The 18,886-nt window shown below is 57.7% G+C and carries 20 protein-coding genes; all 20 read right to left on the reverse strand.

Going from position 1 to position 18,886, the window contains the following annotated elements; all coding sequences use genetic code 11:
• Positions 1–125 precede the first annotated feature (125 nt).
• The 20 genes from flhB to RX972_RS13595 all read right to left on the reverse strand — a co-directional run bounded on the left by flhB (position 126) and on the right by RX972_RS13595 (position 18,874).
• On the reverse strand, positions 126–1,262 hold the full coding sequence (gene flhB / locus RX972_RS13500; RefSeq protein ID WP_099267350.1) for a flagellar biosynthesis protein FlhB: 1,137 nt from the start codon (positions 1,260–1,262) through the stop codon (positions 126–128).
• 1 nt (position 1,263) lies between these two features.
• On the reverse strand, positions 1,264–2,049 hold the full coding sequence (gene fliR / locus RX972_RS13505) for a flagellar biosynthetic protein FliR (protein ID WP_080237874.1): 786 nt from the start codon (positions 2,047–2,049) through the stop codon (positions 1,264–1,266).
• A gap of 4 nt (positions 2,050–2,053) precedes the next feature.
• Positions 2,054–2,323: a flagellar biosynthetic protein FliQ gene (locus RX972_RS13510; RefSeq protein WP_027897996.1), complete on the reverse strand. Its 270-nt coding sequence runs from the start codon at positions 2,321–2,323 to the stop codon at positions 2,054–2,056.
• A 25-nt stretch (positions 2,324–2,348) separates the two neighbouring features.
• A complete protein-coding gene (gene fliP, locus RX972_RS13515) occupies positions 2,349–3,095 on the reverse strand; it encodes a flagellar type III secretion system pore protein FliP (protein ID WP_231673511.1) in 747 nt (248 codons plus the stop codon).
• Positions 3,095–3,541, reverse strand: a complete 447-nt coding sequence (fliO, locus tag RX972_RS13520) for a flagellar biosynthetic protein FliO (RefSeq protein ID WP_099267513.1) — start codon at positions 3,539–3,541, stop codon at positions 3,095–3,097. The genes fliP and fliO overlap by 1 nt, the downstream gene beginning before the upstream one ends.
• A 5-nt stretch (positions 3,542–3,546) precedes the next feature.
• Positions 3,547–4,014, reverse strand: coding sequence for a flagellar motor switch protein FliN (gene fliN, locus RX972_RS13525; RefSeq protein WP_027897999.1), 468 nt, complete (start codon positions 4,012–4,014; stop codon positions 3,547–3,549).
• A gap of 56 nt (positions 4,015–4,070) precedes the next feature.
• Positions 4,071–5,039, reverse strand: a complete 969-nt coding sequence (gene fliM, locus RX972_RS13530) for a flagellar motor switch protein FliM (protein WP_027898000.1) — start codon at positions 5,037–5,039, stop codon at positions 4,071–4,073.
• 9 nt (positions 5,040–5,048) lie between these two features.
• On the reverse strand, positions 5,049–5,552 hold the full coding sequence (gene fliL / locus RX972_RS13535; RefSeq protein WP_027898001.1) for a flagellar basal body-associated protein FliL: 504 nt from the start codon (positions 5,550–5,552) through the stop codon (positions 5,049–5,051).
• 266 nt (positions 5,553–5,818) lie between these two features.
• Positions 5,819–7,204, reverse strand: coding sequence for a flagellar hook-length control protein FliK (locus RX972_RS13540; RefSeq protein ID WP_316876000.1), 1,386 nt, complete (start codon positions 7,202–7,204; stop codon positions 5,819–5,821).
• A 274-nt stretch (positions 7,205–7,478) separates the two neighbouring features.
• Positions 7,479–7,793 (reverse strand): Hpt domain-containing protein, encoded by a 315-nt coding sequence (locus RX972_RS13545; protein WP_049826699.1) that lies wholly within the window; start codon positions 7,791–7,793, stop codon positions 7,479–7,481.
• An 82-nt stretch (positions 7,794–7,875) separates the two neighbouring features.
• A complete protein-coding gene (locus RX972_RS13550) occupies positions 7,876–9,582 on the reverse strand; it encodes a fused response regulator/phosphatase (RefSeq protein WP_316876002.1) in 1,707 nt (568 codons plus the stop codon).
• Between the two features lie 4 nt (positions 9,583–9,586).
• Complete coding sequence (locus RX972_RS13555; RefSeq protein ID WP_095094512.1) at positions 9,587–9,889, reverse strand: STAS domain-containing protein; 303 nt, start codon at positions 9,887–9,889, stop codon at positions 9,587–9,589.
• 205 nt (positions 9,890–10,094) lie between these two features.
• On the reverse strand, positions 10,095–10,544 hold the full coding sequence (gene fliJ / locus RX972_RS13560; protein ID WP_027900997.1) for a flagellar export protein FliJ: 450 nt from the start codon (positions 10,542–10,544) through the stop codon (positions 10,095–10,097).
• A 6-nt stretch (positions 10,545–10,550) separates the two neighbouring features.
• Positions 10,551–11,909, reverse strand: coding sequence for a flagellar protein export ATPase FliI (fliI, locus tag RX972_RS13565; RefSeq protein WP_027900998.1), 1,359 nt, complete (start codon positions 11,907–11,909; stop codon positions 10,551–10,553).
• Positions 11,899–12,714 carry a flagellar assembly protein FliH gene (gene fliH, locus RX972_RS13570; protein ID WP_122704534.1) on the reverse strand — a complete coding sequence of 272 codons (816 nt, stop codon included), beginning with the start codon at positions 12,712–12,714 and terminating at the stop codon, positions 11,899–11,901. The genes fliI and fliH overlap by 11 nt, the downstream gene beginning before the upstream one ends.
• 125 nt (positions 12,715–12,839) lie before the next feature.
• Entirely contained in the window at positions 12,840–13,856 is a 1,017-nt protein-coding gene (gene fliG / locus RX972_RS13575) for a flagellar motor switch protein FliG (protein ID WP_027901000.1), read from the reverse strand.
• Positions 13,849–15,639, reverse strand: a complete 1,791-nt coding sequence (fliF, locus tag RX972_RS13580; RefSeq protein WP_122397718.1) for a flagellar basal-body MS-ring/collar protein FliF — start codon at positions 15,637–15,639, stop codon at positions 13,849–13,851. Before fliF ends, fliG begins: the two co-directional genes overlap by 8 nt.
• A 14-nt stretch (positions 15,640–15,653) precedes the next feature.
• Positions 15,654–15,980: a flagellar hook-basal body complex protein FliE gene (gene fliE / locus RX972_RS13585; protein ID WP_027901002.1), complete on the reverse strand. Its 327-nt coding sequence runs from the start codon at positions 15,978–15,980 to the stop codon at positions 15,654–15,656.
• Positions 15,981–16,232: 252 nt separating this feature from the next.
• On the reverse strand, positions 16,233–17,657 hold the full coding sequence (locus tag RX972_RS13590) for a sigma-54 dependent transcriptional regulator (protein WP_316876012.1): 1,425 nt from the start codon (positions 17,655–17,657) through the stop codon (positions 16,233–16,235).
• On the reverse strand, positions 17,657–18,874 hold the full coding sequence (locus RX972_RS13595) for a sensor histidine kinase (RefSeq protein ID WP_316876014.1): 1,218 nt from the start codon (positions 18,872–18,874) through the stop codon (positions 17,657–17,659). The genes RX972_RS13590 and RX972_RS13595 overlap by 1 nt, the downstream gene beginning before the upstream one ends.
• Between the last annotated feature and the right edge of the window lie 12 nt (positions 18,875–18,886).

Genomic DNA, 18,886 nt, shown 5'->3' on the forward strand with positions numbered 1-18,886 from the left:
GAGCGTTTTGCTTACTTTTGTCTGGGCCGGCTTCCGGATGTTCAAAAGTGAGGCGCTGTAAAAGCGCAACCAATATCAGCCCTTAACGCGGTAACGGATATGTACCCAAGAATCACTGCCTCAACTCAAGAATCCCGCTGCAAATCCGGCGGAATGGTGATATCACCCAGCGGATCCGGACGCTTGCCCTGCCCTGCATGGTACTGACGAATCTGATACACATACGCCAGAACCTGAGCCACCGCCAGGTACAGACCGGCCGGGATTTCCTGATCAAGATCCGTGCTGTAGTAAATCGAACGCGCAAGACCCGGCGATTCAAGAATCAGAATCTGGTTATGCGCAGCAACCTCCCGAATCTTCAACGCCACAAAATCCACACCCTTGGCCACCAGCATCGGCGCCCCACCCTGATCAGGGTCATATTTAAGAGCCACGGCAAAGTGCGTCGGGTTAGTGATGATCACATCCGCCTGAGGGACCGACTCCATCATGCGGCGCTGCGATGCGTCTCGCTGCAACTGACGAATGCGCTGCTTGACCTCCGGACTGCCTTCGGAGTTCTTATACTCGTCGCGCACTTCCTGCTTGGTCATCAACAGCTTCTTGTGCGCTTCCCATAGCTGGAATGGCACATCCACCGCTGCGATGAAAATCAGCCCACACGCCATCCACAACGTACTCCAGCCCACCACTTGCAGACTGTGAATAATCGCCTGCTCCAAGGGCTCGTGAGCAATCGAAACCAGTGCGGCCTTTTCCATGTTCAGCACCACCAATGCCACGATCAGCACAATGACGAACTTGGCGAAGGACTTGAGTAGCTCAATCAGCGCGGTGGGAGAGAACATGCGCTTGAGGCCCGCAAACGGGTTCATGCGGCTGAACTTGGGAGCCATTGATTTGGCGGCGAACAACCACCCACCCAGGGAGATCGGGCCAATGATCGCGGCAGCGAGCATGACCAGGAAAAAAGGCATCATGACGACCAGCGCGAGTTTGCCGGTCGACAAGAGCATCTTTGCCATGGACCCCTGATCCATGAGCACTTCACGGGTGATGGTGAAATTCGAAGTCATCATGTAGGACATTGCCTGAGCAATGTCCGACCCTTCGACCAGAAGCCCGATAGCGCCTGCCATCATGATTGCCAGGGTATTCAGCTCCTTGGAGCGGGCAATCTGGCCTTCCTTACGGGAATCACTTCGCTTTTTATCCGTGGGTTCTTCTGTTTTGTCCTGACCATTCTCGTTCTCAGCCATGTCAGCGAGCCCTCACCATATCGCGGAAGCCCTGCAGCGCTTCAGTTGCCAGCGGTTGGTACTGATTGAGAATGTCGGCCAGGCTGATCCACAGGATGACAAAGCCCATTACCAGCGTCAGCGGAAAACCAATGGAGAAAATGTTCAGCTGCGGTGCTGCACGGGTCATGACGCCGAAAGCGATGTTGACGACCAGCAAGGCGGTAATCGTCGGCAGCACCAGCTTCAGACCGGCAGCCATGACCCAGCCCAGGCCATTGGCGAGCGCCCAGAAGTTGGATACCAGCAAACCACTCCCTACCGGCATGGTCGTAAAGCTCTCGATCAGGGTTTCTATCACAACCAGGTGGCCGTTCATGCCGAGAAACACCAGCGTGACCAACATGGTAAAGAATTGGCCAATCACTGCCGATGACACGCCGTTGGTAGGGTCAACCATCGAGGCGAAGCCCATGCCCATTTGCGTGGAAATGATCTGACCGGCAATCACGAAAGAATGAAAGAACAGCTGAAGAAACAGCCCTAGACCCGCGCCGATAATGATCTGCTCACCGATCAGTAACAAGGCGGTCAGGTCCAGCGCGTTGACCTCGGGCATGGGCGGCAGGACTGGCGCCACAACCACGGTGATGGCCAGCGCGAGATAAAGACGCACACGACGAGGGACCAGTGTTGTACCGATGATCGGCATGGTCATCAACAGCGCAACAATCCGGAACATCGGCAGCATGAAGCTCGCTACCCAAGTGCCGATCTGCCCGTTGGTCAGGGCTAGAATCGGTTCCACGAGGTCAGCCGATCACAGTCGGGATGCTGGTATACAACGCGAGGATGTATTCCATGAACACCTTGAGCAGCCAGGGACCGGCGACGATCAACGTGATGAGCATCACGATGAGACGCGGCAAAAAGCTCAGCGTCTGTTCGTTGATCTGAGTGGCCGCCTGAAACATGGCGACCAACAGACCACAGAGCAGACTGGGCACTACCAGAATCGCCACCAGCAATGTGGTAAACCACAGCGCCTCGCGGAACAGATCGACAGCTACTTCTGGCGTCATTGCGCAGACTCCTGATCAGGACGGGTCATACACCACCGAAACTGCTGGCCAGCGTGCCGACGATCAACGCCCAGCCATCCACCAGCACAAAAAGCATGATTTTAAACGGCAGGGAAATAATCAACGGCGAGAGCATCATCATACCCATGGCCATCAGCACGCTGGCGACCACCAGGTCGATGACCAGAAACGGAATGAAGATCATGAAGCCGATCTGAAACGCTGTCTTGAGCTCGGAAATGACAAACGCCGGAACCAGAATCGTCAGCGGAGCCTGATCCGGAGAAGCGATGTCAGTGCGCTTGGAAAGCCGCATGAATAACTCAAGGTCGCTGGTGCGGGTTTGCGCCAGCATGAAATCCTTGATCGGTACTTGCGCCTTGGCCACTGCATCCTGAGCCGTCATGGTTTCCGCCAGATAGGGCTGCAAGGCATCCTGATTCACCCGGTCAAACACCGGGGCCATGATGAACATGGTCAGGAACAGCGCCATGCCGGTCAGGATCTGGTTCGACGGAGTCTGCTGCAGACCCAGGGCCTGACGCAGAATCGAGAAAACAATGATGATCCGCGTAAAACTGGTCATCAGCATGACGAACGCCGGGATAAAGCTCAGCGCCGTCATGATCAGCAGGATTTGCAGGCTGACCGAGTATTCCTGCTGACCGTTTGCACCGTTGGCCAAGGTAATTGCCGGGATCGACAACGGATCGGCACCGAACGCCACAGGCGCTGCCAGCACCAGCAAAAGTGTCAACAGAATACGCAGCATTACTTCTTATCCTTCTGAACCTTGTTGCCCATCAAGTCCATCAAACGCTGCGCAAACTCGGAGTTCACCGGCTGGGTCTCCGGCACCCGCACTGGCTCGTTGAGCACATGCAACGGCGTGATTCGTCCCGGCGTGACGCCAAGCAGAATCTGTTCGTTGCCGACCTGAACCAGTACCAGGCGATCACGCGGGCCGATAGCCCGCGAGCCGACCAGCTCGATCACCTGAGCATTGCCCGGTACGCCGCGCTGAACCCGACGCATCAGCCAGGCCAGCAGAAAGATGAGACCGACGACCAGCAGAAGGCCGAACAGCAACTGCACTATCTGCCCGCCCATGCCTGATGACGCCGCGGCAGTCGCCTGAGGCGCCACCGCCTGAACGGCGGGCTCAGCCGCCAAAGCGCTCAGCGGCATGACGAGGAACACGGCTACGGCTTTGATCATCTTCACTAGCGCAGCTTCTTGATACGTTCGCTTGGGCTGATCACGTCAGTCAGGCGGATGCCGAACTTCTCATTGACCACAACCACTTCGCCATGGGCGATCAGCGTACCGTTGACCAGAACATCGAGCGGCTCACCCGCCAGACGATCCAGCTCGATAACCGAACCCTGGTTGAGCTGCAGCAGGTTACGAATACTGATATCGGTACTGCCCACTTCCATGGAGATGGACACTGGAATATCCAGAATCACATCAAGGTTGGGACCATCAAGCGTTACCTGAGCATTGCTCTTGGGCACGCTGCCAAATTCTTCCATTGCCATACGGCTGGACGCCGCCGAATTACCGGCATCTGCAGCAAGCAGCGCATCGATATCGCTCTGCCCGTCATCACCGGTTTCTTCCAGTGCTGCCGCCCACTCATCGGCCAACGCCTGATCTTCAGCAGACGTCATATCGTTTTCATCAGCCATCGGTTGTCCTCGGTGAACATTGATTCAGTGACACAAAAATTTTCGGCGAGAAAAACTCAACGCCGCTCTATCGGTTCGATGACTTGCAGGGCCAGATTGCCTTGATGCGATCCCAGCTTGACCTTGAAGGAAGGCACGCCGTTGGCGCGCATCACCATCTCATCAGGCATATCAACCGGAATAATGTCGCCCGGCTGCATGTGCAGAATGTCGCGCAGCAACAACTGACGACGAACAACCGTCGCGCTCATGGGCACTGCTACATCCAGAACATCCTGCTTGAGTGCATTGATCCAGCGCTCATCCTGGTCATCCAGATCGGACTGAAAGCCCGCATCCAGCATTTCCCGAATAGGCTCGATCATCGAGTAAGGCAAGGTGACATGCAGGTCGCCGCCACCTCCGTCCAGCTCGATATGGAAAGTCGATACGACAACCGCTTCGCTCGGACCCACAATGTTGGCCATCGCCGGGTTCACTTCAGAGTTGATGTACTCGAAGTTCACTTCCATGATCGCCTGCCAGGCTTCTTTCATGTCGATGAAAGCCTGGTCCAGCACCATGCGTACCACGCGCAGCTCGGTCGGCGTAAATTCACGCCCTTCAATTTTGGCGTGACGACCGTCACCGCCAAAGAAGTTATCCACCAGCTTGAACACCAGTTTGGCGTCAAGGATAAACAGCCCGGTGCCACGCAGCGGTTTGAGCTTGACCAGGTTGAGACTGGTCGGCACATACAGCGAGTGAACGTACTCGCCGAACTTCATCACCTGCACGCCGCCTACCGCCACGTCGGCTGAGCGACGCAGCAGGTTGAACATGCTGATGCGGGTATAACGGGCGAATCGCTCGTTGATCATTTCCAGAGTCGGCATCCGACCCCGTACGATCCGATCCTGGCTGGTCAGGTCATAACTTTTGATACTGCCGGGTTCAGCAGCGTTTTCAGTTGCAACCATTCCATCGTCCACGCCGTGCAACAGCGCGTCGATCTCATCCTGGGACAGCAGGTCTTGCACGGCCATGTCGTGTTCCTACTGCAATACGAAGTTAGTGAAAAGCAGTTGCTCGATCACGGTTTTGCCCAGTTCTTTCTGGGCGACTTCCTGAACGCTGGCGGTCGCTTTCTGACGCAGCATTTCCTGACCGATAGGCGACGCCAGGGACTCGAAAGGGATGCCGGCAAACAGCATCACCAGATTGTTGCGGATGACCGGCATGTGCACTTTCAATGCCTCAAGATCAGCCTGATTGCGTGCCAGCATGGTGATGCTGACCTGCATGTAGCGCTGACGACCGTTGGAGTTGAAATTGACCACGAATGCAGGCGTGAGCGCTTCGAAAATGGCCGGGTGTTTGGCATTGGGATCCGCCGCTGCGACAGCCGCCGGGTCTACCTTCGGCTCGGAGCTGTGCATGAAAAACCAGGTCGCGCCGACTGAAAGGCCGACGGCCAGCAATAAAGCCACTACCACAATGATAATGAGCTTGAGTTTGCCTTTTGAGCCGGGTTCTTTAACTTCGTCGCTCTTCGCCATGCCAATAATCCGTCACTATTCGGGGGGTTCGCTAATGCGTGACAGAGGAAGAGCAAGTGTTATGCCAGAGTTGGAAGCGGATGGTCAGGACGGGGGTTTTAGTGAGGCGATGGTTCGAGAGCTTATATAGCACCGCGCGCAGCAAACTCAGAACCTGCAGCAGCGCGAGGCAGCGATAGCGACGTATCAGGACGGTCGCCATCGCTGCCTCGCGGTGCTCTTGAGCTCCTGCAAGGCATTCGTATCCCTGCAAGAATGCCCAATCATCAGGCGTAGAAATCGATCTCGCTGGTACCGACAACCCGCTGAACCGGCTGACTGATCGCAATGCCAGTATCTGCGTCGATACCGTCAACCGAGCCGTCCACGCCACTGACGCCCGAACCACCGTTGCCAGTGCCACGGGCATTGTTAGCCTGCTCTTGCTGCTGGGCCTGGTTCTGCTGGTTGCGGGACTGGTCGGAAACGTTCACGTCCACCTGCCCCATACCCTGCTGGGTAAAAGAATCGCGCAGGCGGGACATCTGGCTTTCCAGCGCTTCACGAACCCCCACATGAGCACTCATGAAGGTCACTTGAGTCTGCTGGTCAGGCGCCATGTTGATACGAATATCAAGGCGACCCAATTCAGCAGGCTCCAGCTGGATGTCAGCCGATTTCAGGTTTTGACTCGACAGATACATGACGCGCTCTACCACGCCTTCACTCCAGCCACTCTGATGCATCGCCAAAGGCTGGTTCATCAGAGGTACCGCAGGCGCTGCAGCACGAGGCTGCTGCGCGGCCTGACTCAGGGCTGCCAGACGATCAGCGAAGTTATCCACCCGCGTATCGCCAGCAGCTGATTTGACATCTTTGAGACCACTATCGAGCAAGCCGTCGAATGATTTATCGCTGCTCTCGGTGCTGGGCTCGTCCGAAACAGATGAACGCTCATCCAGTGCTGCCAGGTTATTGGCGAGCTGGGATGGATCTGTTGCGGCGTTATCCAGCTTGGCGTTCTTGCCTGCCTGATTCGTTGCGTGAACATTTTGCGCTTGCTGAGCCTGCTGCGCCTTGGCTGCTGCATTCTCCAGAGCAAACTGCAGCGCGGGCATGTCTTCGAGCGGATCAGCGCTCGGGTCGAAAGATGCTTCAGCCGGATCAGCGGCCTGCACGGTCGGCAAGGCGGTTGAGGCAGAAGCGACATCAACTTTCGGCTTGTCGATGTCTAGCTGGGTCGTGGCCTGACTGGCAATGGCTTGCAATGCAGGATCAAGCGCGGGATCAAGGGCCGGGTCTGGCGTTACTACCTGGGCCAGTGCCGGATCAACTTCTTCCTCGGCCTTGCTGTCGCTTGCGCTGGCAACGGGTTCGGCAGGCAAGGTATTGCCGCTATCGGCAACCGTCGTCGAATCCGAAGCGGCAGTATCGTCCTTGTCGGACGCTGCCTTGTCTGCAACCTGTTTGTCTTTATCGGTGGCAGATCTGGCCTTGACCGGAACGTCGTTGCCCGCAGCCGATTTAGCCTGAGCCTGCTTGGCATAGACGTCAGAGAAGCTGGAGTTGTCGTCTTTGCTGCTGTCAGCCTGCCTGGCTGAGTTGCTGGCAGAACTGGCCTTCTGCGCCGCCACTGGAGTGGCTTGAAGAAGAGCATTGGGGGCGAGTGGCATGTCGATCTCCGCGAAAAACAGCTGAATACGCAGAACATAGCAAGATACGGGCCAAAGACGATCAAGAGCAGCCCCGGTGTCCATGGTGCAGCTCTCTCGCAGCCAACACTGACCTGTAGGAGCGCGCTTGGTCTGGGCCACATCCGGACGATGGCGTCAGCAAAGCCGATAGATTTATCGAATGACAGACCGAGTCGCGGGCAAGCGCGCTCCTACAGGTAAAAAACATTCCAAATCTGGTAGGCGCATTTGTTTGATAGATGCGCGATTCGACTCAGGGGTGTGCGATAAAAAACTGGCGTTCCGCGTCGAATAACCGACGCACAGTCGAGTATTCGTGATCAAGGGCGGCCAGTAGATCGCCAAGACCGACGCTTTCCTCCCGACGGCTGCGCTCTTCAAGTTCACGGCACAGGTCGGCAAGGCGCAGCGCGCCCATATTGCTGCTGCTGCCTTTGAAGCTATGGGCCACCAGGCTCAGCTCCTGCAGATCAAACGCAGCCACTCCCATAAGCTGACGCAAACGGGAAATACGGTATTCAGAGTCTTTGAGGAACACATCGAGAAGGGTTGGATACTCGTCTTCCATGACTTCCTGCAACGTCGTCAATACGCTGTAATCCAGATGAATGACCGACACCTTGTTCACTCCTTTGATCAAGAACCCGGGGTTATGCCTTTGCCCCCCAGCAGAATTCCACGCGTGCGATCCGTCCGTCCTCAGACCACGAAGCCTCGTCACTCAGCTCTCGCACCAGCGCAAGACCGCGACCGTACAGCTCATTGAGTGTCGGCGGCAACGCAAGAATTGTATCAATGTTGAAACCATTACCGCTGTCCTCCACCTGCACACTCAAACGGCCGCCCCCATCCAGAGGGGTGACCTGAAAATGTATGCGAATGAAGCCACTCTCCAGCGCGGCAAGCCGCTCTGCCCGCTGCTGATAATAGCGGGTAAATCCTGACGCGTTACTTTTCAGCGAAGAATCAAGCCCCAGAACGCCGTGCTCCAGCGCATTGCTATAAAGCTCGGTCATTACGCTGTAAAGCGCACCGCTCTGATGACGAAGACCATGAACCTCCAGCAACAACTGCAACAGATAAGGCAGTGGGTTGAAACGCCTGAGAGTCGACGCCCTGAACTCGAATGTCGAAGACCAATCCAGCGGCGTGGAAGTACCGCTGTCCGAGTAAGTCACGGTTTGCGGACCCAGCTCTGCCTGCTCGACAGCGGTGATTTCCACCATGCTGACGTCATCCCGGGGCTGCCCACCGAAATCATTCAACGCTTGCTGAATCTCCGTGATCAACAGCTGCGGATCGCGATTGGCTTCCAGCACTTCGTGTAGCCGTGCCACACCAAACAACTGCTCGTTGTTGTCCGCAGTGTCGATCACCCCGTCAGAAAGCAGGAAAACCCTGTCGCCCAAGGCGAATGGATGAACCTCGGTCCGGTCATCGAACGAGCCCGAGTCCAGCACGCCAAGCGGCAGATGCCGGGAAACCAGTGCAGTGCGCTCCCCTGTCGCGGCACTCAGCAGATAGCCGTCAGGCAGGCCACCATTCCAGACCTGAAACTGGCGCTGACTAAAGTTGATACAAACCATGGTCGCGCAGCAGAACATGTCCACAGGCAGGATGCGCTTGAGCTTGGCGTTCATCTCGCGAAGGGTTTCGGCCAGACCGAAACCCTTCGCAGTCATGCCGTAAAACACTTCCGCCAGAGGCATCGCACCGACCGCCGCCGGCAAACCGTGCCCGGTGAAGTCGCCCAACAACAGGTGCATGTGGCCAGCGGGTGTGTAGGCAGCGAGCAACAAGTCGCCGTTGAATAGCGCGTAAGGCGATTGCAGGTAGCGAATATTGGCTGCGTCCAGGCAACCGGAATGCGCTACCTGATCAAATACTTCCTTGGCCACTCGTTGCTCGTTGAGCAGGTAGTCATGGTGGCGGGCAATCAGGTCGCGCTGCCTGAGGACGGTCTCCTGCAGCAGCCGCAAGCGGTTCATGGCGTTGATTTTTGCTGTCAGAACCGTCTGGTTGTAGGGCTTCGCAATGAAGTCGTCTCCCCCGGCATCCAGGCAGCGCGCCAATGCAGCACCTTCCGTCAGCGAGGTCAGGAAAATAATCGGAACCAGCGCCTCACCGGCCAGCTCCTTGATTCGCCGGGCAGCCTCGAAGCCGTCCATCACCGGCATCATGGCGTCCATCAATATCAGTTGCGGCCGATCTGTCTCGAACAACGCAATCGCATCGGCGCCATTGTCAGCGCACAACACACGATGCCCTTGTCGAGCCACGATAGTAGACAGCAACAGGCGGTCACTGGCGTTGTCGTCAGCGATCAGGATGCACAAGGATTCGCTGGACGGCTGCAAGGGTTCAACCTATCTGGAAAAGCTTCGAGAAATTGGAGATGGTCAGGATCGTGATGACATCAGGGCAACAATTGATCAGACGAATCCGCGAACGCTCGCCCCCGGCATGATCACGCAGCAACAGGAGCATGCCAAGCGCCGAACTGTCCAGGTAAGTGGTGCCACTCAGGTCAACGACATAACGCAACTCGCTGCCCGACCTTTCATAAGCTTCACGAAAGTCCTGATGGGAAGCGAAGTCAAAGCGCCCAGAGATTGAGATGGTCAGTTGCTGACCGTCGGGGGAAAGCTCAGAAGTGACCGGCATGTAGAATTCCTGAGAGACGTACGTCACGTTATCAAGGTTTAGCACTGGCTAGTGATACCTGCAAATTCCTGTGTGGGAGCCGGGCTTGCCCGCGATGAGACTGGACGCGATATAAAGTGCATTGCGTTCAGCCTCATCGCGGGCAAGCCCGGCTCCCACAGGAAAAATCATTAAAGTTCAATAAGTTGCGATGTAAATCTGTTTGTTAAAACGGCGCATGCCTGGGCAGGCGTTGCGATAACTCATCCAGCAGCTTCTGTTCGCGCTTGTCTTCCAGTTGACGGGCTTCGTCGATATAGCGCTGGACCAATTTACGCAAGCCTTCAACCCGTGCATAAGCCTGCTGCCAACTGACGCGGGCTTTTTCGACGTTGTCCTGATGCCAGGCCAGACTCCTGCGCTGCTGATCGACAGCAGTATCCAGCTGGGTAAGGAAGCGCTGATACCCCAGCAGCCACTGCCCGGAAACGCCATGGGCGCCCTTGTCGATCCATTGTTGCTGGTAGTCCAGACGAAACTGCTCAAGATCATTAAGCTTGCCTTCGGCGATGCGCACCTGCCCCTGGAAATGCCCCAATCGCTGGACGGCCGCGCGCTCGGCGCTTTCGGCCATATCCACCACGGGCGCCAGACGCGCTGCGCGACTTACGGCCATGACTTATCAGCCACCCGCAGCAGGGCTGAAGACGGCAGCCAACTGGGCACTGCTGTTCTCCATGCTCTCGTTTTCATTGAGCCCCTGACGCAGAAAGCGCACCAGGGTTGGCTGCAGATGAATCGCCAGGTCGGTTTCCCGATCCCCACCGGGCACGTAGGCACCGACGCTGATCAGATCGCGGCTCTGTTGATAACGCGACCACAACTGCTTGAAGTGCTGCGCCTGATTCATGTGGTCGGGGGTGACCACCGCGGGCATGACCCGGCTGATGGACGCCTCGATATCGATGGCCGGGTAATGCCCTTCCTCAGCCAGACGACGGGACAACACGATGTGGCCGTCGAGCACGCCTCGCGCCGAGTCCGCGATCGGATCCTGCTGGTCGTCGCCTTCGGACAGCACTGTGTAAAACGCCGTGATCGAGCCGCCGCCCGCTTCGGCGTTACCGGCGCGCTCTACCAGCTTGGGCAACTTGGCGAACACCGAAGGCGGATAGCCCTTGGTTGCAGGAGGCTCACCGATAGCCAGGGCAATTTCCCGTTGCGCCTGAGCGAAACGGGTCAGGGAATCCATGAGCAAAAGGACGTTCTTGCCCTTGTCGCGAAAATATTCGGCGATTCGCGTGCAATACATGGCCGCCCGTAGACGCATCAGCGGCGCATCATCCGCAGGGGATGCGACCACCACCGAGCGCTTGAGCCCCTCTTCCCCCAGGCTGTGCTCGATGAATTCTTTAACCTCACGACCCCGCTCACCGATCAGGCCCACGATAATAATGTCGGCCTCGGTGAAGCGGGTCATCATGCCGAGCAGGACGCTCTTGCCGACGCCCGTACCGGCGAACAGCCCTAGACGCTGGCCGCGGCCGACCGTCAATAATCCGTTTATGCTGCGAATGCCCACATCGAGGGGCTGACTGATCGGGTTGCGCTTGAGCGGATTAATCGTCGGGCCGTCCATCGGCACCCAATCCTCGGCCCTAACGGCGCCTTTGCCGTCCAGCGCGCGACCTGCGCCATCCAGTACGCGGCCCAGCATTGCCATCCCCATGGGCAAACGGCCGGTATCCGCCAAGGGCACGACACGCGCACCGGGCGCGAGACCGGACACGCTGCCGACGGGCATCAGGAAGATTTTGCTGCCGGAAAAGCCCATGACTTCGGCTTCGACTTCTACCGGATGATGACTGTCATCATTGATCACCATGCAGCGACTGCCCATGGCAGCCCGCAGGCCCTCGGCTTCAAGGGTCAGACCGACCATGCGCAGCAAGCGCCCTTCCACCACCGGCTGCACAGGCATTTCGATGGTTTCGGCATACGAACCCAAGCGCTTGCCGAAGCTGGTGCGATCAAGGCGCATCGGATTTCTCGACATCAGAACTGGCAGACGCTGGCGCGACTGGAGGGTTGTTCAGTTCCAGACTCAGGTCTGGAGCTGCCGGATGCAGTGACTGCTCGTGCATCTGGTCATACATTTTGCCAATGGCCAGCGCCAGGCGTGTCTCGATGCTGGCATCGATCCGGCTGTGCTCGGTTTCAATCCGGCAACCGCCAGCCTGCAATGTGTCATCTTCAACGATGCGCCAGGTTTCCTCATGACGCTCGCGCATGGCTTTGACCAGATCAAAATCCTGCGGATTGATGAAGATCCGCACATTATTGGCGCCCATAGGCAACAGCTTCAGCGCATCGCGCAGGACATTGCCAATCTGCCGTGAATCGGTGGTCAGCTCCCGCTGAATAACCTTGCGAGCGATGTGCTCCACCAGATAAATCACCGATTGCTCGATTTGCTTGTCCTGGCTGCCGATCGGATCAAACAGCTGGGTCATGAGCAGGTCGAGGCTGGCAAGCTTTTCCTTGAGGGCAACCTCGGCTTCCTGACGAACCTTCAGTTGCGTGCTGTGAAAGCCTTCCTTCTCGCCCGTGGCGAAGCCTTCGTTGTAGGCCTCCTGACGGATGCTCTCCAACTCTTCGAGCGTTATCGGCTGGACTTCTTCCAGAGGGACTTCTTCGATGGTGTCGACCGATTCCTCGATGACCGGTTCCGGCTCGGGTTCAGGCTCTTTGTACGGGTCGAAACTGGGCAGCGACCACACGTCAAAACCGCCGACGTCCTTGGCGCGGATGAGCTCGCTGACCGGTTCTTTGTTGGAGCTGGACATTGATAGTGCCTTAGAGTCTGTGATGTTTCAGCGCAGGCCGCCTTGCCGGACGACTGTCGTCAGGCAAGGCGGTGGACACCGGAGACTATATCCCCGGTCAGCTTTTCCGACAAAACGTCAACAGACTAGATCATTTCCTCGCCACCTTTGCCGCCAAGAACGATTTCCCCGGCCTCGGCCATGCGGCGAGCAATTGTGAGGATTTCTTTCTGTGCGGTTTCCACGTCGCTGACGCGGACCGGGCCTTTCGCTTCCAGGTCGTCGCGCAGCAGTTCGGCGGCACGCTTGGACATGTTCTTGAAGATTTTTTCCTTGATCGCCTCGTCGGAACCCTTGAGAGCGAGTACCAGCACGTCCGAAGACACCTCGCGCAACAGCGCCTGGATACCGCGGTCGTCCACGTCCGACAGGTTGTTGAAGACAAACATGAGGTCTTCGATCTGCGTCGACAGATCTTCGTCGACTTCGCGGATCGAATCCATGAGCGCGCCTTCGATGGAGCTGTCGAGGAAGTTCATGATATCCGCAGCACGCTTGATACCACCCAGGGTAGTACGCGACGTGTTGGCGTTACCCGAGAACTGCTTCTCGAGAATCTGGTTCAGTTCTTTAAGGGCCGCTGGCTGCACGGTGTTCAGTGACGACACCCGCAGAATAATGTCCAGCCGCACCTTGTGATCGAAATGGCCGAGCACTTCACCTGCCTGATCGGCATCCAGATACGCCACAACGATGGCCTGAATCTGCGGGTGCTCGAAACGAATCACGTCAGCCACAGCGCGCGGCTCCATCCATTTCAGGCTGTCCAGACCGCTGGTGTTGCCACCCAGCAGAATGCGGTCGATCAGACCGTTGGCCTTGTCTTCGCCCAATGCCTGGGTGAGCATTTTACGGATGTAACCGTCAGAGCCGACGCCCAGGCTGGTCTGATCGCCAACGATCTCGACGAACTCGGTCATCACCTCTTCGACCTGTTCGCGATGCACGTTACGCATCTGCGCCATGGCCACGCCGACCCGCTGGACTTCCTTGGGCCCCATGTGGCGCAAGACTTGCGCGGCATCGGTTTCACCCAGGGAAAGCAGCAGTACGGCAGCTTTCTCGACTTTACTCAGTTTGGCTACAGCGGCTCGATCATTCATCAGTGTTAATCCACTCTTTCACGACCTGGGCCACACGACCCGGATCTTCAGCCACCAAACTCTTGATTGCGTTCAGCTGTGCGTCATAACCCTCGGTCGGGCTAGGCAGCAGAATACTTTGCGGGCCACCCAGGCTGACGCGGTCGTTGGACAGCTCATCGGAGCCACCACCGCCCATGCCACCCATACCGCCCATGCCGTCGTCAAAACCGGCGAGTTGCTTGCTCTTGCCGTTGGTGATGTTGTTCAACACCGGACGCAAGACACCGAACACCAGAACCAGGATGAAGATGACACCCATCGCCTGTTTGACGATGTCCCAGAACCACTGCTGCGAGTAAAACGGAATATCCGGGATGACTTCGCCCTGCTCGGCCGAGAATGGCACGTTGACGACGCTGACGCTGTCACCACGGCTGGCATCGAACCCGACGGCGTTCTGCACCAGACGGGTAAAGCGGTTCAAGTCTTCTGCGCTCCACGGTGTGCGTGTCGCTTCACCATTGGCCGGGTTGATCTTGAGCTGGTCATCCACCACCACGGCAACCGACAGACGATTCAAACGGCCCTGCTGTTGCTTGGTGTGACTGATGGAACGGTCCAGCTCAAAGTTCTTGGTCGACTGCACGCGCTTGTCAGCCGGGTATGGCGCCAAGGCTGGCTGACCCGTGGCCGGGTCCATGATTTGTTGGCCGTTTGCATCCAGCAACGGCTGGCCTGGAGCAATGGCGGCAGCAGCACCGGCTGCACCGGCGCCCGGCGTTTGCGGTGCGGTTGCAGGACCTGGCGGCTGGTTGCTCAATGCGCCCGGAACACCTGATGCGCCTGAACTGCTGGAACGCTGCTCGTTGACCGACTGTTCGCTGCGCAACGCAGGCTGATCAGGGTTGAAGCTTTCTGCCGTTGACTCGACAGCACTGAAGTCCACATCGGCGGACACTTCCGCCTTGTAGCGATCAGTGCCCAGCACCGGACGCAGGATGTTCTGCACGCGCTGAGTCAACATGCCTTCCATGCGACGGGCATAGTCAAACTGCTTGCCCGCCATGGTCAGCTCGGAGTTCTCCGCCTGATCAGAAAGAAGATTGCCTTTCTGATCGACGACAGTGACCTGGGACTTGGTCAGCTCTGGAACGCTGGTCGCCACCAGATTGACGATGGCCATGACCTGGCTTGGCTCAAGGCTGCGGCCAGGGTAAAGCTCAACCAAAATCGAAGCACTTGGCTTGCGATCATCACGGACGAACACCGAGCTTTTCGGGATTGCCAAGTGCACACGGGCACCCTTGATGTTATTCAAGGACGAAATGGTCCGCGCCAGCTCACCTTCAAGGCCACGACGATAGCGCGTCGCTTCCATGAACTGGCTGGTCCCCAGGCCTTGATCCTTGTCCAGGATTTCAAAACCGACGTTAGCGTCAGTCTGGGCAATGCCAGCAGATGCCAGCTGAATGCGCGCACGTTGCACGTCATCAGCTTTCACCAGCAGCGCGCCGGAATTAGGCTCGACGGTGTAGGCAATATTGGCCGTGGTCAGCGTGTCCATGACCTGCTTGGCGTCCATGCCGGCCATGCTGCCGTACAACGGACGATAATCAGGTTGCTGTGACCAGAGCACTACGGCAAAGCCGATGGCCACACTGGCAGCCAGGCCGACCATAAGGCCAACCTGACGCAACATGGTCATCTCGGAGAGGTTTTCCAGGAAGGCCAGACCGAACAACGGTTTGCCTGCAGGAGCGCCTGTCTTGGCCGGAACGCTATCGGCGAGTGTTTCTGCCATGACTCAATACGTCCTTAAACCGGCATCTGCATGATGTCTTGGTAAGCCTGAACCAGCTTGTTTCGCACCTGGGTCAAGGCTTGAAAAGACACACTGGCCTTTTGGGACGAGATCATCACGTCAGTGAGGTCCACGCCGCTCTTGCCGATCTCGAAGGCGCTGGACAGCTGGCTGGAAGCCTGCTGAACGTCGTTGACCTTGTTGACGGCCTGGCCAAGCATGTCGGCAAAGCTGCTGGAGCCGATTTGCGGCGTAGCTGCAGCCTTGGGCGCAGCCATGGCATCCATCTGCATGGAGCGCATGTCCAACATCAAGCGATTAAATTCAACACCTTGGCTCATGGACGTTTCTCTCATAAGGGCCGCAAATTTTTGACACCGAGTCAGCGGTCAATAATGTCAAAGCAACAAGAGTGCCAGCTACATAGCAGCATATGGCCATCATAGTGCATCCAATCTATCGGCGAATTCCGCCAAACCCTGCTCTGGATAAGCATTTGGCTGATCCAGAGAGGTTAAAAATTTTAAATTTCAGGTCGATCTGCGACAAATAAGCGCAGGCAGAAAACTGTATCGGCTCTAAACGACAAACCATCAGGTCGCGAACAGATAACCTTCCACGTCCATCCCCGCGTCGCGCATCTGTGCCAGCTTGTAGCGCAACGTACGAGGACTTATACCGAGGCGCTCTGCCGCTTCTTTGCGGCGACCACGCTCAGCGCGCAGCGTATCGATGATCATCTGAAATTCGCGCCGCCGCAGGTCATCCCCCAGCGCGCCAGCCGAATCGCTGCCCGCCAGGTCCATCGGTGCAGAAACACCCACTGGCGCGGCTGGTGCCAATGAACCGCCAGCGGTTCCACTCAACGATGGCGCTGGCGCGTAAGACACAGGGCCGGTCAAGCAGAAGTCTTCAGCCTGAATCACACCGCCCTGCTGCAAAATCAACGCCCGTTGCACAGCGTTATCAAGCTCCCGGACATTCCCCGGCCAGGCATAACTCACCAGACAGGCTTGCGCCTGCGCCGACAGCCTGACGGCGGCGTGCTTCATTTTATTGGCATGCTTGGCAAGAAGACGCTCGGCGAGCGGCAGAATATCGGCAGTCCTTTGACGCAGCGGTTGCCAGGCCAACGGAAAAACCGAAAGCCGGTAGTACAAGTCTTCCCGGAAGCGACCTGCCGCTACTTCACCGGCCAGATCGCGGTTGGTGGTCGCAACCACCCGAATATCCAGGGTGATCGTCTTCTTGCCGCCGACCCGCTCAACTTCACGCTCCTGAAGAACCCGAAGCAGCTTGGCCTGCAAACCCAAGGGCATTTCCGAGATTTCATCCAGCAAGATCGTGCCGCCGTCGGCCTGCTCGAATTTGCCAGCCTGGGCGGCGATAGCGCCGGTGAAAGAGCCCTTCTCGTGACCAAATAACGTGGCTTCCAGCATGTTGTCGGGAATGGCTGCGCAGTTAATGGCAATGAACGGCTTTTCCGCGCGGGGCGAATGCTGATGGATAAAACGCGCCAGCACTTCCTTACCCGTCCCGGACTCCCCTGAAATCAACACGGTCGAATCGCTTTTCGCCACGCGACTGGCCAGGTTGAGCAACTGCGCGCTGGCAGGTTCGACGGCGATAGGACCCTCGTTGCCTGCCGGCCCCAGACGCCCCAAGGCATGTCGCTCTACCAGACCCAACAAAGCCTTGGGTTCGAATGGCTTGACCAGATAGTCGGCCGCGCCATGACGCATGGCATCCACCGCGCGATCCACTGCGCCATGAGCTGTCATCAACAGCACCGGCAACTGCGGGTGACGCTCACGCAGCAAACCAAGCAACTGGTGCCCGTCCATGCCCGGCATGTTGACGTCACTGATGACCAGCCCGAACGACTCATCAGCCGCCGCCAGCAAGGCGTCTTCCGCGCAGGCGACGGCGTGATAATCATGCCCCGCCAGTTCAAGAGTATCGCCCAGCGCTTCCCGCAATGAACGGTCGTCCTCGACCAGCAACACCTTGATCGCCATCAGCAGATTTCCTTTGCAGCGGAAACCGGAACCAGTGGCAACGAAACGATCGCACAGGTGCCGCGCCCGACACGGGATCGGTACTGCACGCTGCCCTGGTGCGCACGGGTAACCGCTGTCACCACCGCAAGCCCAAGACCGGTTCCCGTGGTCTTGGTGGTAAAGAATGGCTCGCCGATTCGGGCAAGTGCAGCGGCATCGATGCCACTGCCGTTATCACTGACACAAACCCGCAAAACATCACCACGGGCATAAGCGTGGATTTTCAGACGCGTACGCCCGGCACTGGCCTGCACGGCATTCTCAACCAGATTGAGCAAAGCACCGACCAGCGTGTCGCGATTGCACAGCAGCTGCCCAGGGACATCGTCACACTGCCACCGCACGGACAGATCGTCGGTTTGGGTATGCGCCGCAGCCTGCAGTGCCGCGAACAGCTGGTGCGGTGTAATGCGATCCGTCAACGGCAATTCGCCACGGGCAAAGACCAGCATGTCGCGGACCTGATGCTCCAGCTCATGCAAACGCTCCTTGAGGCGTCCGGCGAAACGCTGCTGGGTTTCCACCGGCAACTGCTGCTCTGTCAAATGACTGGCATAGATCAGCGCAGCAGAGAGCGGCGTACGAATCTGGTGGGCCAGCGAGGCGACCATTCGCCCCAGAGATGACAGGCGCTCATGGCGCGCCAGCTGCCCTTGCAGGCGACGGGTTTCAGTCAGGTCGTTAAGCAAGACCAGTTGCCCAGGCTCGGCATCCAGTGAACGCGTGGAGATGGACAGACGACGTCCATCCTTGAGAGAGATTTCATGGCCGTCGTCTTCGCGAGGCGCAAAGCAACGGCTGATGACGTGTCGCCAGAGCTCACCCACCAGAGGTTGCCCGAGCAGATCCACCGCAGCCGGGTTTGCTTCGCGCACAACGCCCATGGCGTCGATCACGATCACGCCGCCGGGCAACAGATCCAGAAGGTTCTGCAAGCGGAATGCAAGCCGTTCTTTTTCTGCCAGCTCCTGCATACGCTGAGCACTGACCACCGCCAGTTCGCCCTTGAGCTCAGTAACCCGTGCTTCCAGCAAGCTGTAGGAGTCCGTCAGTTGCGACGACATCTGATTGAACAGCTGAAAGGCATGCTCAAGCCCCTGACGACTTTCCAGTTCGAGGGACAGCGGAACTTGAAGTGCAGAATCAGACGACAGCTGCTGAACGGCCTGGGACATAGGTAATCTCTC

The organism is Pseudomonas syringae group sp. J309-1, assembly GCF_032582135.1.
In the GTDB taxonomy this organism is placed as follows: domain Bacteria; phylum Pseudomonadota; class Gammaproteobacteria; order Pseudomonadales; family Pseudomonadaceae; genus Aquipseudomonas; species Aquipseudomonas quasicaspiana.

Excerpts from the sequence above, each read along its gene's own strand:
- fliJ (WP_027900997.1), bottom strand. The coding sequence starts at position 10,544 with ATGGCCGTAAGTCGCGCAGCGCGTCTGGCGCCCGTGGTGGATATGGCC.
- fliN (WP_027897999.1), bottom strand. The coding sequence starts at position 4,014 with ATGGCTGATGAAAACGATATGACGTCTGCTGAAGATCAGGCGTTGGCC.
- fliG (WP_027901000.1), bottom strand. The coding sequence starts at position 13,856 with ATGAATGATCGAGCCGCTGTAGCCAAACTGAGTAAAGTCGAGAAAGCT.
- RX972_RS13540 (WP_316876000.1), bottom strand. The coding sequence starts at position 7,204 with ATGCCACTCGCCCCCAATGCTCTTCTTCAAGCCACTCCAGTGGCGGCG.
- RX972_RS13545 (WP_049826699.1), bottom strand. The coding sequence starts at position 7,793 with ATGGAAGACGAGTATCCAACCCTTCTCGATGTGTTCCTCAAAGACTCT.
- fliH (WP_122704534.1), bottom strand. The coding sequence starts at position 12,714 with ATGTCCAGCTCCAACAAAGAACCGGTCAGCGAGCTCATCCGCGCCAAG.
- fliI (WP_027900998.1), bottom strand. The coding sequence starts at position 11,909 with ATGCGCCTTGATCGCACCAGCTTCGGCAAGCGCTTGGGTTCGTATGCC.
- RX972_RS13595 (WP_316876014.1), bottom strand. The coding sequence starts at position 18,874 with ATGTCCCAGGCCGTTCAGCAGCTGTCGTCTGATTCTGCACTTCAAGTT.
- fliP (WP_231673511.1), bottom strand. The coding sequence starts at position 3,095 with ATGCTGCGTATTCTGTTGACACTTTTGCTGGTGCTGGCAGCGCCTGTG.
- RX972_RS13555 (WP_095094512.1), bottom strand. The coding sequence starts at position 9,889 with ATGCCGGTCACTTCTGAGCTTTCCCCCGACGGTCAGCAACTGACCATC.
- fliE (WP_027901002.1), bottom strand. The coding sequence starts at position 15,980 with ATGAGCCAAGGTGTTGAATTTAATCGCTTGATGTTGGACATGCGCTCC.
- fliM (WP_027898000.1), bottom strand. The coding sequence starts at position 5,039 with ATGGCCGTGCAAGACCTGCTGTCCCAGGATGAGATCGACGCGCTGTTG.
- RX972_RS13590 (WP_316876012.1), bottom strand. The coding sequence starts at position 17,657 with ATGGCGATCAAGGTGTTGCTGGTCGAGGACGACCGTTCATTGCGGGAA.
- fliF (WP_122397718.1), bottom strand. The coding sequence starts at position 15,639 with ATGGCAGAAACACTCGCCGATAGCGTTCCGGCCAAGACAGGCGCTCCT.
- fliO (WP_099267513.1), bottom strand. The coding sequence starts at position 3,541 with ATGATCAAAGCCGTAGCCGTGTTCCTCGTCATGCCGCTGAGCGCTTTG.
- fliL (WP_027898001.1), bottom strand. The coding sequence starts at position 5,552 with ATGGCGAAGAGCGACGAAGTTAAAGAACCCGGCTCAAAAGGCAAACTC.
- RX972_RS13510 (WP_027897996.1), bottom strand. The coding sequence starts at position 2,323 with ATGACGCCAGAAGTAGCTGTCGATCTGTTCCGCGAGGCGCTGTGGTTT.
- flhB (WP_099267350.1), bottom strand. The coding sequence starts at position 1,262 with ATGGCTGAGAACGAGAATGGTCAGGACAAAACAGAAGAACCCACGGAT.